Annotated in this window: 15 protein-coding genes; 5 read left to right on the top strand and 10 right to left on the bottom strand. The window is 59.2% G+C overall.

Annotated features, from left to right (window positions below; all coding sequences use genetic code 11):
- Nucleotides 1-546 precede the first annotated feature (546 nt).
- The 3 genes from DJFAAGMI_RS04330 (at nt 547) to DJFAAGMI_RS04320 (ending at nt 2,492) form a co-directional block, all read left to right on the top strand.
- On the top strand, nt 547-1,122 hold the full coding sequence (locus tag DJFAAGMI_RS04330) for a DUF3455 domain-containing protein (RefSeq protein WP_211456079.1): 576 nt from the start codon (nt 547-549) through the stop codon (nt 1,120-1,122).
- Between the two features lie 66 nt (nt 1,123-1,188).
- A complete protein-coding gene (locus tag DJFAAGMI_RS04325) occupies nt 1,189-1,767 on the top strand; it encodes a sigma-70 family RNA polymerase sigma factor (RefSeq protein WP_211456078.1) in 579 nt (192 codons plus the stop codon).
- The gene (locus DJFAAGMI_RS04320) at nt 1,764-2,492 is read left to right on the top strand and encodes an anti-sigma factor (RefSeq protein WP_211456077.1); all 729 of its coding nucleotides are present in this window, start codon (nt 1,764-1,766) and stop codon (nt 2,490-2,492) included. The genes DJFAAGMI_RS04325 and DJFAAGMI_RS04320 overlap by 4 nt, the downstream gene beginning before the upstream one ends.
- A gap of 247 nt (nt 2,493-2,739) precedes the next feature.
- Here DJFAAGMI_RS04320 and DJFAAGMI_RS04315 read toward each other — a convergent pair whose 3' ends face one another.
- The 10 genes from DJFAAGMI_RS04315 to DJFAAGMI_RS04270 all read right to left on the bottom strand — a co-directional run bounded on the left by DJFAAGMI_RS04315 (nt 2,740) and on the right by DJFAAGMI_RS04270 (nt 14,392).
- Entirely contained in the window at nt 2,740-3,036 is a 297-nt protein-coding gene (locus tag DJFAAGMI_RS04315) for a hypothetical protein (protein WP_211456076.1), read from the bottom strand.
- A gap of 79 nt (nt 3,037-3,115) precedes the next feature.
- Nucleotides 3,116-3,898: a molybdopterin-dependent oxidoreductase gene (locus DJFAAGMI_RS04310; RefSeq protein ID WP_211456075.1), complete on the bottom strand. Its 783-nt coding sequence runs from the start codon at nt 3,896-3,898 to the stop codon at nt 3,116-3,118.
- The gene (locus tag DJFAAGMI_RS04305) at nt 3,895-4,548 is read right to left on the bottom strand and encodes a cytochrome b/b6 domain-containing protein (protein ID WP_211456074.1); all 654 of its coding nucleotides are present in this window, start codon (nt 4,546-4,548) and stop codon (nt 3,895-3,897) included. The genes DJFAAGMI_RS04310 and DJFAAGMI_RS04305 overlap by 4 nt, the downstream gene beginning before the upstream one ends.
- A 392-nt stretch (nt 4,549-4,940) precedes the next feature.
- A complete protein-coding gene (locus tag DJFAAGMI_RS04300; protein WP_211456073.1) occupies nt 4,941-7,145 on the bottom strand; it encodes a TonB-dependent receptor in 2,205 nt (734 codons plus the stop codon).
- A gap of 97 nt (nt 7,146-7,242) precedes the next feature.
- The gene (locus DJFAAGMI_RS04295) at nt 7,243-8,184 is read right to left on the bottom strand and encodes a siderophore ABC transporter substrate-binding protein (RefSeq protein WP_211456072.1); all 942 of its coding nucleotides are present in this window, start codon (nt 8,182-8,184) and stop codon (nt 7,243-7,245) included.
- On the bottom strand, nt 8,181-8,957 hold the full coding sequence (locus tag DJFAAGMI_RS04290; protein ID WP_043008057.1) for an iron ABC transporter ATP-binding protein: 777 nt from the start codon (nt 8,955-8,957) through the stop codon (nt 8,181-8,183). Before DJFAAGMI_RS04290 ends, DJFAAGMI_RS04295 begins: the two co-directional genes overlap by 4 nt.
- The gene (locus tag DJFAAGMI_RS04285; protein WP_283245735.1) at nt 8,954-9,910 is read right to left on the bottom strand and encodes an iron chelate uptake ABC transporter family permease subunit; all 957 of its coding nucleotides are present in this window, start codon (nt 9,908-9,910) and stop codon (nt 8,954-8,956) included. The genes DJFAAGMI_RS04290 and DJFAAGMI_RS04285 overlap by 4 nt, the downstream gene beginning before the upstream one ends.
- Nucleotides 9,910-10,851: an ABC transporter permease gene (locus tag DJFAAGMI_RS04280; RefSeq protein WP_211456070.1), complete on the bottom strand. Its 942-nt coding sequence runs from the start codon at nt 10,849-10,851 to the stop codon at nt 9,910-9,912. Before DJFAAGMI_RS04280 ends, DJFAAGMI_RS04285 begins: the two co-directional genes overlap by 1 nt.
- Nucleotides 10,851-12,620, bottom strand: a complete 1,770-nt coding sequence (locus tag DJFAAGMI_RS04275; RefSeq protein ID WP_211456069.1) for an ABC transporter ATP-binding protein — start codon at nt 12,618-12,620, stop codon at nt 10,851-10,853. Before DJFAAGMI_RS04275 ends, DJFAAGMI_RS04280 begins: the two co-directional genes overlap by 1 nt.
- Nucleotides 12,614-14,392, bottom strand: coding sequence for an ABC transporter ATP-binding protein (locus DJFAAGMI_RS04270; protein WP_211456068.1), 1,779 nt, complete (start codon nt 14,390-14,392; stop codon nt 12,614-12,616). Before DJFAAGMI_RS04270 ends, DJFAAGMI_RS04275 begins: the two co-directional genes overlap by 7 nt.
- A gap of 158 nt (nt 14,393-14,550) precedes the next feature.
- Between DJFAAGMI_RS04270 and DJFAAGMI_RS04265 the strand changes: the two genes are divergently transcribed.
- Both DJFAAGMI_RS04265 and DJFAAGMI_RS04260 read left to right on the top strand, forming a co-directional pair.
- On the top strand, nt 14,551-15,168 hold the full coding sequence (locus DJFAAGMI_RS04265) for a TetR/AcrR family transcriptional regulator (RefSeq protein ID WP_211456067.1): 618 nt from the start codon (nt 14,551-14,553) through the stop codon (nt 15,166-15,168).
- A gap of 240 nt (nt 15,169-15,408) precedes the next feature.
- Complete coding sequence (locus DJFAAGMI_RS04260) at nt 15,409-16,029, top strand: P-loop NTPase family protein (RefSeq protein ID WP_211456066.1); 621 nt, start codon at nt 15,409-15,411, stop codon at nt 16,027-16,029.
- Nucleotides 16,030-16,097: the final 68 nt, after the last annotated feature.

Here is a 16,097-nt window from a genome sequence, read left to right as displayed (position 1 = left end):
GTCAGGTGCACTTGGCGTCACCTCAGCACTCCGTGAATTAGCTCGATCCCGTGGAGTTCCGCTGCGTTAGCGAAGACAACTGCTGCACACCTTCTATTGCAGAGTGGGACAAGCGTTGAACGGGCCATGCCATCCCTCACTCGCCAAATGGATGATCTGCAAGCTCAAAGCCGCGAGCGTGCTGAACGCGCCATACAAGAATCACAGCAGCTGATTCGATGAGCGTCGAATACAGCTCACATGCTTCATAAGTCTTTGCGCTTGACGCTGGGAGCCCGACAGCCTGCTCATCCAGGAAATTCGAAGAAACGTCTTTAATAAAGAGCCTGACCTGATATCTCTGGGCAAGTCCTGAACATCACGGCCCGGGCTCTCGACCTGCAAACTGCCCGAGAAACGCGCCGGAGGCATATTGCGGCTCAAGCAATCGAAAAAAAATTCACATCAAGTGCATCCAAACATCGGTCTCCCGGGTAGTAGCTAAAGCAACACAAGCAATGTGCTGCCTCCGTAAATCCTTCCAACCGATCCAATTGGAGAATCTCAATGTCGACCACTCGCTTCGCATACCGCCTCACCGCTATTGCTGCCATTGCCTCCACCGCAGCCCTGCTCGCTGCCTGCGGCTCAATGAAGTCTCCGGCCAGCACCTTCTCCCAGGCCTCGCTGCCAGCGCCTATTCAGGTTCCATCCGGTCACAAGGTTGCTTGGGAAACGGTAGGCAGTGGCGACATCACCTACGAATGCCGGGACAAAGCCAACGCACCAGGTCAAACCGAATGGGTCTTTGTCGGCCCCGATGCGGTGCTGAAAGACCGCTCCGGCAAAACTGTGGGCCGCTACTACGGCCCTCCTGCAACCTGGGAAGCGAACGACGGCTCCAAGCTCACCGCCACGCAGCTAGCCGTCGCGCCATCTGGGGCCGGCAACCTGCCATACCAATTGGTGAAGGCCAATCCAGCCATGGGTAGCGGAGCACTGGTCGACGTGAGCTACATCCAGCGCGTCGCGCTCCAAGGTGGCACCGCTCCTGCCGATAAGCCTTGCACCACAGCCACAAAGGGGCAAAAGACCATGGTCAAGTACCAGGCCGATTACATCTTCTGGAAACCCACGATGTAAGGCTTTGCAGCGGCATGACTAGAATGGTCGAAGGAGCCATTCCTATTTCCTTCTAATCTTTTATTTGTGCCGCCTGCTGCCGCCCTCCAAGACGACGCTTTCGACCACACCGCTGCGCTGCAGGCCTGTGCGCAAGGTGATCGCGAAGCCCTGCGTGGCATCTATGAACATGAAGCACGCTACCTGCTGGGCGTGGCTCTCAGAATAGTTCGTGACCGCGCAGCAGCAGAGGATGTGCTTCACGACGCTTTTGTGTCCATCTGGGAGCGTGCATCGAGTTTTGACGCCAGCCGCGGCTCTGCCCGTGGATGGATCTACAGCATAGTCAGGCATGCGGCCCTGAATCGCGTACGCGATGGCGCGCGCGAGACCGTGCTTGATGAACCGGCTACAGCGCACCTGGATGCACAGGCAGCTTTAGAGGCCTGGCAGGAAAGTGGCGATGAGCTTGCAAGGCAGGCGTCGCTTGGCCGTCTTGGGCATTGCCTTGACGGCCTGGAGCCAGCGCGCCGTGCCTGTTTGTTGCACGCCTATGTGGACGGCTGCAGCCACAGCGAAATTGCCGAGCGGTTGCAAGCTCCTCTGGGCACGGTCAAGGCCTGGATTCAGCGCGGACTGCGCGCACTGCGGGAATGCATGCAATGAGCAGCGAAACCCAACAACAAACACCTCCAGATGACCTGCATACACAGGCCGGAGAGTATGTACTGGGCACACTCGATGCTAGTCAGCGTCGCACCATTGAAGCGCGCCTGCCGCACGAGCCCGCCCTTCGTACAGCCGTGGACGAATGGGAGCAGCGTCTGTTGCCACTGACCTCGCTCGCCAAGCCTGTCGATCCTGGGGCCAGCCTATGGCAACGCATCGCCGCAAGTATTACGCCGGTAAGGCGCACTCCCACTGAGCCGACCAGAATACGCTGGTGGCAATGGGATAGCCTCGCTCTGTGGCGTGGGTTGACGGGTACGGGTTTCGCCGCTGCTGCGGTACTGGCGACAGTCCTTGTGGCGCGCGAGGCCTCGCCCCCTGCTGCACCGCGCTACTTTGTGGTGCTCGCGGCACCTCAGAGTCAGTCTCCTGGCTGGTTGGTACAGGCCCAGGTCGAGGGCAGACTCCGTCTGGTGCCGCTAGGTACCGACAATATTCCTGCTGAGAAGTCCCTGCAGTTCTGGACCAAGGCCGACGGCTGGAGTGTTCCGGTATCGCTTGGTCTGGTAAAGCCAGGCGAGGCCATAGAGGTTCCGGTCGACAAGCTCCCTCCCCTGCAGCCCAACCAGTTGTTCGAGCTGACGCTGGAACCCTATGGTGGCTCACCGATCGGGCGCCCCACAGGCCCTATCCAGTTCATCGGTCGAGCCGTCCAGATCTAAGATTTCGTTGGAGGGGAGCTTGAGGCGTTCCACAGCCCTGAGCTTTGCCAGGAACAGGCACCGCCGCTATGGAATTGAGACGAGGCGCGAGGCCGAACGAAGTATGAAGGGCTTCGCGCCAACGTATCGGCGCTCTTACTGCTTGGCGAGCCTGGTGCCCTGTACATCCGAATCCTGTACGACCAAAAGGCAGTTGACGAACCGGGAGTGACAGTCTGCAGGGAACGCCTTGCCACTCCCCGGCTGATTATTTGCTCATGCTGTCCTTGGACATTGAGTCTTTCGACATCGAATCCTTAGACATCTTGTCCTTGCCCATGTGATCCTTGGCAGATTTGTCGCCCTTGGTCATTGCGCCCTTGCCCATTTCTTTGTCCATGCTCATGGCGTCTTTGTGCTTGGAGTCCTTTCCCATGGCAGGCTTTTCCATTGCCATGTGATCCTTGCCCATGGAATCCTTGGTCATCGCATCGGCTGCAAATGCCGAGGCGGTGCTCAGCGCCAGACACATGGAGAGTGCGGTGGTAGTGAAGGCGTGTTTCATGATGGTGCTTTCTTGGCTCAGGTGGAAAACGCGGCGTGAGCCGCAGGGGGAACGTGGGAAATAGGAAATAGGTGTTGCGTCAGCTGCCGCCGAACCAGTTGTAGCCCTGGTCTTCCCAGTAGCCTCGGTTGAAGGTGTTGCTCACGAAGATGGCCTTTATGTGCTTCGGATTCTTGTAGCCAAGCTTGGTAGGCATGCGCAGCTTCATGGGGAAGCCGTACTTTGGCGGCAGTGGTTGGCCATCCCAGTCGAGTGCCAGCAGCGTCTGAGGATGCAGCGCGGTCGCCATGTCGATACTGGTGTAGTAGTCATCGGCGCATTGGAAGCCCACATAGCGGGCTCCGAGGTCCGCACCGACGGCACGTAAAAAGTCACCAAAGCGTGGACCACCCCATTTGCCGATGGCGCTCCAGCCTTCCACACAGATATGGCGCGTAACCTGCGTGTACTGCGGCAGTGCACGCAATTCATGAAGCGTCCAGCGATGCTTGTCGGCTACAAGCCCTGTCACCTCCAAAAGAAAGCTCGCTTCATCCACTTCTGGCACCTTGCTTTCGTCGTAGAAAGCGTTGAATGGAAATGGCCGGGTGATCATCGAGTCCGGGTAAGTGGGGGCGAGGCGTGAGGAGTCAAAAAGCCAGCCCTGCACCCGATCATTGAACTGCGAGATCCGCGTCAGCGCGGCTTCGGCAGTTGCGTTGTCGTCGATGCTGCATCCTGCAAGCAGCCCCAGGCCTCCCAGTGTGAGCCCGCGCGCAAGAAACTTCCGGCGCGATGCCTGTGGCAACTGTCTGCCCAGCAAGTTCCGGGCCTCGGCGACCACGGCTTCGGCGTTGTCCCGATGCCAGATGGAAGTGTTCATGATGTGGTTTCCTTGTTGACCGAGCGCAAGGTGGAGCGACCGAGCAGCATGACGAGCAGCGACCGCGGAACCAACACGACCATAAGAAGGTGAACGGAGACAAAACAGACAATGGCTGCCATGCAATAGAAATGAATGCGGCGGGCCATGTCGTATCCACCCAAAAGCTCACGCAGCAGCGGAAACTGCACCGACTTCCAGATCACGAGACCACTGAGCACCAGCAATATCAAATCCACCACCGCAAAGAGATAGGCTGCACGCTGCAACTGGTTGTAGTGACTCAGGTCTGCATGCGACAAGCGAGCCGTCAGCGCAAGCCAGGCATCACGCACCATGCCGCGCGCTGAAACGGGGAACATTCGCCGCCCAAACCTGCCAGTGATCAGATTCAGCAGCAGATAAGCAACCCCGTTCAGTGCAAACAGCCACATACCGGCGAAATGCCATTGCAGCGCGCCGCCTAACCAGCCACCCAGGGTGATGTTGTCTGGAAAGGCAAAGTCAAAAATAGGTGATGCGTTATAGATGCGCCAGCCGCTCATCACCATGATCAGCACGGCTAGAGCATTCAGCCAGTGGGTGATGCGCAGCCACAGCGGCTGCAGGCAGACACTGCGTTTCGGCGGTTGACGTGTGAGGGAGGACATGGGTGCATTGTTCGGCGCACCTGGTCTCGAAGTCCTCACCGAGAGTTCAATAAATCGTGATATTTGGGCTGCAGATACTGGAGGTCCGATCAATCAACTGTTCAGGGAACAGCTTGAAAGCGGACTGCCCTAATCCAGTAGACATTTCCCAGCCCCAAGCCCGGGCGTGATCAAAACCCTCTGGGCTGATGCCACCCAGATGGTCACCCGCCGGTCAGAAGCAGTCCTCATCTTGCGCCTTAAAGGGACAGCAACTGAGACATCAGGTTGCCCTCCCCTAACAGCGCCATGGCTTGTCGGCAGGCGGCGCCTGCAGTCAGATCGAACCAAGGCCCTGTGACTCGGCGCATGCTGAAGGGCAGTGGCTGTGCCGAGTCCAGGCTCCAACCCGGTCAGAAATCCATCGTTGCCGACAGCGCAAACGTGCGTGGCGCCCCCAGTGCCAGGCTGGAAAGCAGAGGCATCCCCCAATAGGCTTTGTTGGATGCGTTCAGCACCGCAGCTCGAAAAGTGACAGGCTTGCTGTCGATCTTCGTCGCATAGCGCGCACCGAGGTCGTAGGTCACACGACCTGCCGCCCACAGGCTATTGTCCGCACTGATGTATTGCTTGGAAACCGCCGTTGCATTCGCTGTGACGGTCAGCCCGGTAATGGCCGGCACATCCCATTCCGCCCCCAATTTTCCTTGCAGCTTGGGTACCCCCGTGGCGAACTTGCCCTGATTGAGGCCAGCCGCAGTCTGCGTCAGCTTGGGCGTGGTGTATGCAATCCCGCCCATCAGGCGTATGCCACGCAGCGGTGAGCCCCAGAAGCCCCACTCGATGCCGCGATTGCGCTGCTCACCGCCAAACGAGAAGATATTCGTGACTGGGTCCGTATAGCTGCTGGGACGAGTGATCTCGAACAGACTGACCGTGTGCGCGAACTCGCCAAGATCGAGTTTCACACCGACTTCCTTCTGCTTGGTTTTGTAAGGAGCAAACACTTCGCCCGCGTTTGCAGCGGTCATGGGTGCGGTTGCGCCCTGGCTCAGGCCTTCAATGTAGTTGGCGTAAGCCGACACATGTTCTGTGGCCTTGAACAGCAAGGCTGCGGCAGGTGATGTGGCGCCTTGGTCATATCGCGAAGTGCGCGCCCCCGTGGTGATGCTGAAGGCGTCGCTGACCACTTGCTGGCGGCGCACACCCAGAGTGAGCTGCACGCGATCTTCGGCAAATGAGATGGTGTCCGCCAAGCCAAAGCTGGCCAGACGCACCTCTGTGTGCGAGATATGCGGCGCAATAAACGGTGCCTCCGGTCCCCAGACCGGGTTGTAGAGGTTGGTGGTCCAGTCTGCGCCCGGTACGCTGCGACGGCCATAGTCGTCCTGCTTATGGGCATAGTGCGTGGCATTGAGCGCCCATTGATGCTTGATGGCTCCTGTTTGCAGCCTGCCCTTCAGACCAATTTCTGCCGAGCGCTTTTTCTGTTCAAACGCCAGTTGCCCCATGGCTGTCTTGAAATCACCCGCAGCATTGAGTACCTGAGCCGTCATTGCCCCGTTGTATTCATAGTCGGTTCGGCTGACGCCGAATGCTGCATAGGCCATGACCTGATCCGATACATCGAATTCAGCACGCACCATCGCGGCTCTGTCCTTGTTGTGCACATGCGACCAGTCGGGGTTCAACAACGTCTCAGGCTTCGGCGCTCTGGGAACGGCCACACCGGGGGCCAGGCTGATGCCGCGCGTCACGCCGTTCACACGGTCATCGCTGGTGTAGAAGTCGGCCGAAATACGGGTACGGTCGCCGCGCCAGTCCAGACCCAGCGATGCAAGCCTTGACTTCTTGTCCTGCTGGTTGACCGATCCTTCGCCGCCGCGGTAGACGCCATTGAAGCGAATACCGAATTGCTTGGCTGCCCCGAACCTGCGCCCCAGATCAATATGGCCGCCAAACTGCGAATCCGACATATAGGTGGTGGTCAACCGCGTGATGGGATCGTTGGTGGCGCGTTTTGGAACCAGGTTGACCGAGCCTCCCACAGATCCTCCAGGGGGCATGCCATTGAGCAGTGCGGACGGTCCTTTGAGGACTTCGATCCGCTCGAACATCTCTGGTGTGGTGCGGTAGTACGGCGCCATGCCGTAGAGACCGCCCAGCGTCATGTCGGAGCTGCTCGAAGAGAAGCCGCGAATCGAATAATTCTCGCTCCATGAGGCCGCAACACCATTGCTGAACACCGTAGGGTCGGTGGCAGAGATCACATCGGTAATGGTCTGCGCCTGACGATCCTGCGTGAACTTATCGGTATAGCTGATGGTGTTGAAGGGTGTCTCCATGAAGTCCTTGTCACCCAGCAAGCCGACACGACCGCCGGAATTGACTTGGCCACCTGCGTAGGGAGCGGTCACTGGAGCAATTTTTTCCTGCACGGTGACCTGCGGCAGCGTGGCCTCCGCCTCGCCGACTTGCGTCTGAGCCTGTGCCGTACCGGCCAGAAGGCCGCCCATCGCCAATCCCAGCAGTACATGGGGGCACACCACATTGCGTCGGCGTGCAAACGGGGGATTCTTTAGAGAATTCGATGAAATGAGACCTGGGTTCTTTGGCATACCCGATACCTGTAGATGAATGCATGGCGCTTGAGTTGCGCATGCGAGGAGAACTGCTGGCTGGGGATGAACCTGGCTACGAGAAAGAGAGAGGCAATCAGTGCGGATAGCCCTTGAGAACATCGCGCATCAAAATCTTCAATGCGGTGGGGCTGGCACCGGTGATGTACCAGGCGTCTGCATCGACAAACACCACGCGTCCGTTCTTCCAAGCCTTGGTCTGGCGCAGCAACGGGTTGGCAATGCCATCGGCATTGATGACGGGGCGGCGCTCCATCACGGCGGTACGATCCACCACATACAGAATCTCCGGATCGGCCTGCTGGATGAATTCGCTGGAGATGGGCTGCCCGTGCAGACTGGTTTCCAGCGCGGAGCTTGCGGGCTTCACGCCCAGCGCGCTGAATACAAAGCCGTAGCGCGACTGCTGGCCGAAGGAGCTGAAGCTTCCGTTGTTGTGCAGCACGACAAGGGCCCTCTCTGGCCGACCTTGCGTGATGCGCCGCACCTGCTGGACTTCGGCATCCAGCTCGGCAGCTCTGGCTCTGGCAAGGCCTTCCTTGTTAAAGATACGGCCCAGGGTCAGCAGATGATTCTTGACAACCTCGATATGGCCTTTCTCGCTGTTTTTGAAGTCCACCTCGTAGTACAGCGCGGGCGCTATTTCCGTCAATTCCTCGTAGCTGGCGGCCTGCAGCGATGTCATCAGGATAAGGTCCGGCCGCAACGCATGCACACGCTCCAGATTGGGCTGCACGATGGCACCGAGGTCCTGCACCTTGGCATCGGCCTTGTACCTGGCGAGAAAATGCGGAACGTAGTCCTTCACCATGCCCGCCACGGGTACACCAAGCTGGTCGAGAAAGTCCACCTCGTTCATCTCCAGCGCCGCCACACGCTGCGGCAGGCGCTTTATCAGCGTGCTGCCCAGTTTGTGCCGGATGGAGATAGGTTCATAGGCATGAGCCATGGAAGCCATGGAGGACAAAGCCGCCATAGCGGTAGCAGAGAGCAGGATTTGCCTGCGCGATGAGTTCATGAGTGATCTTCCATGGAGGTGAAGTAATTGCAGAAACAGCCACGCTGGTTGTGCGTGATCTCGAAATCCAGCCCGTACAGATCGGCCATGCGGGACTCGGTCACTACCTCCCGAGCTGGCCCACTGAAGCACAGTGCTCCGCTCTTGAGGGCAACGATGTGATCCGAATAGTTCGCCGCAAAATTGATGTCGTGAATCACCAGAATCACGGTACGGCCCTGTTCGTCACAGAGACGACGCAGCGCACGCATGATCTGTACGGCGTGCCTCATGTCGAGGTTATTGAGCGGCTCGTCAAGCAGCAGCACATCCGTTTGCTGCGCAATCGTCATCGCGAGAAACGCCATCTGACGCTGGCCTCCACTGATCTCGTCGATGAACGCGTGTCGCAGCGGCTCCAAGGACAGAAAGGCGATTGCCTCATCTACGGCACGGTGGTCCTGGACAGTCAGCGCACCACGGCTATGCGGGAAACGTCCAAAAGCGACCAGCTCTTGCACCGTCAGACGCATGTTGAAGCCCGGTGCCTGGCGCAGCGTGGCGACATGCCTTGCGTATTCGGCAATCGGAATCCGGCTGGCGTCACGCGCTTGCCAGTGAACAGCCCCGCTGCTGGGCTCCAGCAGGCGCGCCATCATCATGAGCAGCGTGGATTTGCCTGCGCCGTTGGGCCCGATCAACGATGTGACGCAGCGCTGCGGGAACTGCACGCTCACGTCTGACAGCACGGTCCTGCCGCCATATTGCTTCGAGAGACGGTTGACACCCATCATGCTGCACCCCGTTTGCGCACAATCAGTGCCAGGAAATACACACCACACACCAGATTCACCAGAATGCTGACGGTGGTCTTGTAGTTGAAGACATGCTCGACCAACAGTTGAGCGACAAGAAAAATGACAATGGCAACCGCACACCCCAGTGGCAGCGTGACGCGGTGGCGTGCATGCGGCACCAGGGCATAGACGATGTTGGCTACAAAGATGCCCATGAAGGCCGTGGGCCCCACGAGACTGGTGGACAGTGCCACCAAAATGGCGGTCAGCGCGAGATAGAGCTGCAGGTAGCGCTCGTGCGGTACGCCCAGAGAAATGGCCTGATCACGTCCCAGGGCCAGCACATCCAGTACTGCCAGCGTCCTTTTGACTACTGCGCAGGCGATCCCCACGACGATGGCGGCGTAGAACAGTGTCTCGGGCTTGGCGCGATTAAAAGAGGTGTAGCTCACCCCCTGAAACACGGCGAACTCGCCGGGGCTGATGCGTAGCTGCACAAATTGCGTGAACGTGCCTATCACCATGGTCAGCACCAGACCGAGCAGAAGCAGCACATACACATCATTGCGGCCACGGCGCAGCAGCCACCACTGCAACGCCCATGAATAGGCCAGCATCAGCAGCACTGACACGAGAAAATTCCCGCGTGCACCCAGCATGGCCAGCCCCTGCGCACCCAGCAGCAACAGCAGCAGGGCTTGCCACAGCAGATACACAGCCTCGTAGCCCATGATGGCTGGCGTCAGAATACGGTTGTTCACCAGCGTCTGAAACACGATGGCCGACACTGCCACGCAAATGCCGCCAATCGCAATCGACGCAAGACGCACAAGCCGCTTGGGTATCACGTAATCCACATCCAGCCCGGACCCCATCAGCACAAACAAAAGTGCCAGGGCAACCATCACGAAAGCGACGACCCAGCAGGTCCTGGTCAACGACATGCGCATCACCGAAGCCCCCGCACGATCAGGCACAGGAACATCACGCCGCCTGCCGCGCCTGCGGTAAGACCGATGGGCACCTCGAACGGATACATCACCAACCGTCCGGCGATGTCACAGGCCAGCAGCAAGGAAGATCCTCCCAAAGCCACCAATGGCAGCGTGCGCCGCAGGTTCTCGCCACAGCGCAAGGCAACCAGTTGCGGCACCACAAGGCCCACAAAAGGTATCGCCCCCACGGCAATCACGGTGGCCGATACCGTCAATGCCACCAGCACCAGGCCGACGACGGCGGTGGACGCATAACCAAGGCCCAGACTTGTGGCCATGTCTTCACCCATGCCCAGCACGGTGAAGCGCTGCGCATACAGATAGGCCAGTATCACTACCGGGAAAATGATGTAGAGAATCTCGTAGTGCCCCTGCACCACGCGCGAAAAGTCACCCAACAACCAGCCCTGCATGCTTTGCAGAATGTTGTGGCTGTAGGCGTAGAACTCGGCGAAGGAAGCAAGCACGCTGCCGTACATCAACCCGACAACTGGCACCAGCACCAGATTGCGAAACCGGATGCGGCGGATCACGGCAATGAACAATATGCTGGCCAGCAAGCTGAACACCAGTGCAAACAGCATTCGGCTCATGGTTCCCGCAGCGGGCATCAAGGTGAGCGCCACCAGGATGCCGAGCTTGGCTGCATCCAGGCCGCCTGTAGTGCCCGGCTCCACAAACTTGTTGCGCACGATCTGCTGCAGAATCACTCCGCACACAGACAGACCTGCGCCCGTCAACATCAGCGCTGCCAAACGCGGCAATCGACTTGCAGTCAAGGTGAGCCAGGTGTCGCCTGACAATGAAACCAGGTCTGACCACACCATCTGCCGCGCCCCAAGCAGCACGGACACCACGCACAATGCAGCAAAAACCAGCACCCAACGCCCACGCATCAAACGGCATCTCCGGTCTTTTGCGCAGCAGCCATGCGCCAGCCTTTGGCCGCACGATGCCGTGCGAGGAACTGGGCATAGCGGCCTTGCTTTGCCTGTAGTTGCGCAGGCGCTCCGCACTCAACCACAACGCCGTCCTCGAGCACCACGATCTGATCAGCCATGGCAATGGTGGAGAGCTGATGGGCGATCACGATCAACGTGCGTTTCCCCTTCAGCCTGGCCAGGGCTCTTGCGATGATGAACTGATTCTCTGCGTCCAGCGCGGCGGTGGCCTCATCCACCAGCAGGATGGGGGACTCCTTGATCAACGCCCGCGCAATCGCAACACGCTGACGCTCTCCGCCGGAAAGGCGCGCGCCGTTCTCACCTACCAGGGTCAACAGCCCTTGCGGCAGACGCGCAATGACTTCGTCCAACCCAGCCTGCTGAGCTGCTTGCAGCACCTGCGCATCACTGGCATCAGGTCGGCCAATACGAATGTTGTCGGCGATGCTGCCGCACAGCAGATGGCTATCTTGGAAGATCTGGCTGATCTGTCCAGCCAATTGCGCATCCCCCATGTCACGCACATCGACACCGCCAATCAACACCGCTCCCTGCGTGGCATCGAAAAAGCGGGCAATCAAGCGCATCACCGTGGACTTGCCGGAGCCGGAGGCTCCTATCAGCGCCGTCATGCTGAGTGGCTCTGCACGCAGACTCACACCACGCAACACTTCATCGGGGGATTCGGGGTACTGAAACCGCACATCGTGCAGCTCCACGCAGGGATCTCCCGCGGGAATCACCTTCCCGGGCTGCTGCAGCGGCTGCGCAGCAAATAGATCCCGCACCGCTTCCAACTGCGCTCCGGCACTCCGAAGCACTTCGGCATAACCGGCAATTTCCTGCAAGGGCTCCAGCCAGCGCACCAGCAGCAGCAAGGAAACCGTGAAGCTAATGACCTCCGCAGTGGACAAGGCATCACCTGTCGCCGCATTCAAGCCAGACACGGCGACCAACAGCAGCGCGGCAAAGACCAGTTGCACAGCCCAGATGCAAAGCACTGAAGATAGCGACGACAACACCATCAGCCGCAGCCCGGATTGCCGCTGCGCAGTGATGGCCTGCTCCAGAAAGCGGGTGCTGTTGCCATCGCCGCTGAACGCACGCAGCACGGATTGAGCCTGTGCGAACTCGACCATACGCTGGCTGGCCCCGGCAAAATCACGCTGGAAAGCAGCACTGGCGCGTGCCGACATGGAGGATGCCCACGCGAAAGCGCCCGCGAGCAATGGCAACGCGATCAGCGCAACGAGCCCCAACAGCGGACTCCATGCAAAAAGCGCCAGCAACACGATCAGGGCTGTGGCCGCTCCACTGATGAGTGGCGTAAAAACATGCGCTGGCAATTGCGCAATACCCATCATCCCCTGTGTCACCACATGGCCGATGCGTGCGGTATTGCCTGGCGTATACCAGCCAACAGGCAGACTCGCCATGTGGTGGCCCAGCCGATGACGTCCACTTTGCAGAACCGCCACGCCCACACGGACGCCAGCCTGCTCCACTGCCCGACGCAGCATCCAGGAGAGAAACACACCGAGCAACAGCGCCACCAGCCACCCGATGGCCGGGCGCCAATCAGCGCGCAATCCATGCTCCAGCATCGGAGCCAACGCCGCCATGGCCAGCCCACACAGCACGCCATAGGCCACAGCCAACCACAGGTAGCGGCGCAGCAGGCGAACATCATCACCCAGCAGTTGCAGGAAGGTCTTCAGCATGCCAGCTCCTTCTTCTGCACAGGGCTGGCATAAGCGCCAAGTCGCCACAAGCGCGCATAGAGTCCGTCCTCAGCGAGCAACTGTGCATGGCTGCCTTGCTCCGCAATCTCACCCTCCCGTAGTACCAGAATGCGATCCGCATGCATGATGGTGTCCAGCCGATGCGCAATCACCAGCAAGGTGCGTCCGCGGGCAAAGCGCGAAAGCGCATCCTGAATGGCGGCTTCGCTTTCCGCATCGGCAGAAGCTGTGGCTTCATCCAGCACGAGAATGGGTGGGTTCAGCAGCACGGCCCGGGCAATGCTCAGGCGCTGGCGCTCGCCACCGGAGAGCTGCGCATCCTCCCCCACCACGGAGTCGTAACCGCGCGGCAATGCCAGAATGCGATCGTGGATATTGGCTGCTCGCGCCGCGGCCTCAATCTCCTGCATGGAGGCCGACGGGCGGGCCAGTGCAATGTTCTCGCGCACACTGGCGTGAATCAGTTGTACTTCCTGCAGCACGAAGCCAATGCGTTGATACAAGCTTGCGCTGGAAATCTGCCGCAGATCGGCTCCGCCCAGAGTGATAGAGCCTTGCACCGGATCGAAAAACCGCAGCAGCAAACGTGCCAGGGTGGATTTACCGGAGCCCGAGGGGCCGACCACCGCCGTGACAGTACCGGGCTGCAAATCAAAGCTGACGCCGGACAGCACCTGCGGCCCTGCCTCATAGGCATAGGCCACTTGCTCGAAACGCACGACATTGCCTTCGGGAAACGATTGCTGCCCGGCGGCCGGCTGCGGCAGTACCGGAGTGTCCAGCAACGCAAGCACCCTCTGGGCGGCAGCCGTTGCACCCTGCAGGTCATGCAGCAAGGTATGCAGGAGCAACAACGGAGCACATATGCCTGGCGCTACCAATGCGAAAGGCAGCACATCCAAAGGCTGCATCCACCCCACGGCGACAAAGGCCGTGCCGGAGATCACCACCACGCCGAGCACAGTCACGGGCGCAATCAATGCATGCGCACGAGCCATGGAGATCACCAAGGGGCGGGTGAAATCCGCAAAGACCCTGGCGAATCCATCAACAGCATCTCTGTAGCCCGCATGCACCGGATTCGGGCCACCAAAGGCCTTGACAACCGGAATCGCACCCGCGAACTCCACCGTAGCACTGTTGATTCGCCCCAACTGCGCCACGAACTCCTGCATGTGGGCACTGCCGGCTTTCATCGCGCGTTTGAGAAACACGAAGAAACCAGGGAAAGGAAGCAGTGCAAATATCGCCATGCGCCAATCCAGCGCAAACAGATAAATCACTGCGATCGTGATCGCTCCGACGGCACGGCCCACTGCGGTGTAGAAGTGGGCCGTCAGGCTGTGCAGCGTCGAGATATCGTCCTGCAACGCCTGTTTGACCTCGCCCGAGGCTCGTGCAGTGAACCAGCCCAAAGGCACCTGCGACAGACGCCTGATCACTGCAATGCGTAGATCGTAGGTGAGCCGGTTATCTGCCAGATGTGCAATCAACTCCCCGGCAACCACCAAAGCCATGCCCGCGAGCATGCACAGCACGGCGACAGTGACTTGGTCCCCTATGCCACCCAAGTCTTCAGACATGGCCTGCCTGGCGATGGATGCAATGACAGCCAGTGGCACCAGCGTAAGCATGGTGCCTAGCGCGGCGCTCAGGCCCGCCAGCGCCAAGCGCCCGCGAATAGGCGCAAATATCCGAGCAATCGGCTGAGGAGGGCTGGCGGATTCGGCCAGCGATTCGGAGGTAGACATTCGAAATCAGGAAAAGCCAGCGCTCACGCAGATGCGAACGGAAAGCTCAATAGGAATTAGTTGCATAATAATAAACTAATTCAAAATGATTCCAGCAATAGGTCCATGAAAGGTGAGCCCATCCCCGACAATCTGGTTCACAGACCGAGAAAAAGCGTATGACCCACACACCCAAGCCGTCGAATCGTGGAAGACCACGCTCCATCACCAGAGAAAAAATTGCAGACGTCGGAATTTCCATTGGCCTTCCGGACATCACTTTCGTTGGCGTTGCCGCTGCATTGGGTGTCAGCCACATGGCGCTCTACAAGCACGTGCCGAGCCTGGAAGCACTGAAACACCTGATTGCCGAGGAGATCTTCAGACGCTGGGAACTGCCTCAGGCAAGCAGCCCGCAAAAGATCGGGCTAGAGGAATACCTTGTCGGATTCACGGCATCCACACGGCAATTCGTGAAAGCCCACCCAGGTGTCACACCTTTTGTGATTCGTCGCCTGGCGGCCACGCCAGCCATGCTGGAGAAGATCAGCACCCATCAAGCGCATATTGCGCAGGCCTACGGCATCACCAATGAGCAGTCACGCTGGTTGCTCTCGACCGTGACTTTCTTTTGCATCTCAGCCGCCGACACGGTGTACTCCGCAGCCCGGCTGGAGCCACTTGATGGGGCAGACGGACAGCTTGAGGAGGCAGAGATGGAGACTGAATTAGTCGAAGGAACCCGGGCCTTGATAGTGGGAGCACTGGGGCTGCTCAACAGCAGGCCACATCCCTGAAGCAGCGCTGGCATCGGCAGACTTCGGAGGCCTGGGTTGTCGAAAAGCTTCAGCAGCAATGACCAAAACGGTTAGCGGGAGCGCAACTACCACTCAATTTCTCATTGAGCACGAAGCCCGGCAGCCTCGTTCCGGCTCACAACTGGCTGGCCTCAAATGCAGGCGAGCCAGTGCCTGTGACGGCGCGGCTGCGTCCGCTCTCCCATCACAAATGGCCAGTGCGTCGGGTGCAGTTGACAGTTGAACGGCAAGCAGCAGAATCGCCAACTTTTTTACGACAGGATGCCTCTTATGCGACGGGTTGTGATTCTGGGTAATGCTGGCAGCGGGAAGTCCACGCTTGCTCGTGCATTGGGTGCACGCCTTGATCTGACGGTTGTCCACCTGGACACGCTGTTCTGGGAACCCGGCTGGATCGAGTCCACGACTGAAGATTTCCGGGAGCGGATCCGCAGCACAACGCCAGCTGATGCCTGGGTCAGTGAAGGTAACTACGCACGACGCACTTTTGACTTGCGCTTGCCGCAGGCAGATCTGCTCATATGGCTGGATACACCGAGATGGACCTGCCTGTTGCGAGTGGTGATGCGAAATCTGATGAATCGTCCACGAGCCGACCTTCCAGCAGGATGCACAGAGAAGCTCAACCGGGATTTCCTGATTTTTCTAAAGTTCGTATGGCAATTTGATCGAGTCTCTCGCCCTGGTATCGAGGCGAAACGCCTGGAGATTGGTCCGAAGGTTCCTGTGGTGCATCTGCGCGGGGCGCAGCAAATCGCCTCTTTCCTCAATGCGCTGCCTGCCGCATCTGCAGCCAGGAATAAGGCCCTCTCTGAGACCCTGGCGCCCGGGCACAATTAGCAGACCTGCGTTGATGCCGTTGCTGCGCCATTGCAGATCAGGCTGTTTGCCCTGAGCCATCAGGATCG

This window comes from Comamonas brasiliensis (genome assembly GCF_018292285.1).
Taxonomy (GTDB): domain Bacteria; phylum Pseudomonadota; class Gammaproteobacteria; order Burkholderiales; family Burkholderiaceae_C; genus Comamonas; species Comamonas brasiliensis.
The sequence above is the reverse complement of the archived record's forward strand: the minus strand, read 5'-3'. Positions and strand labels throughout refer to the sequence as shown.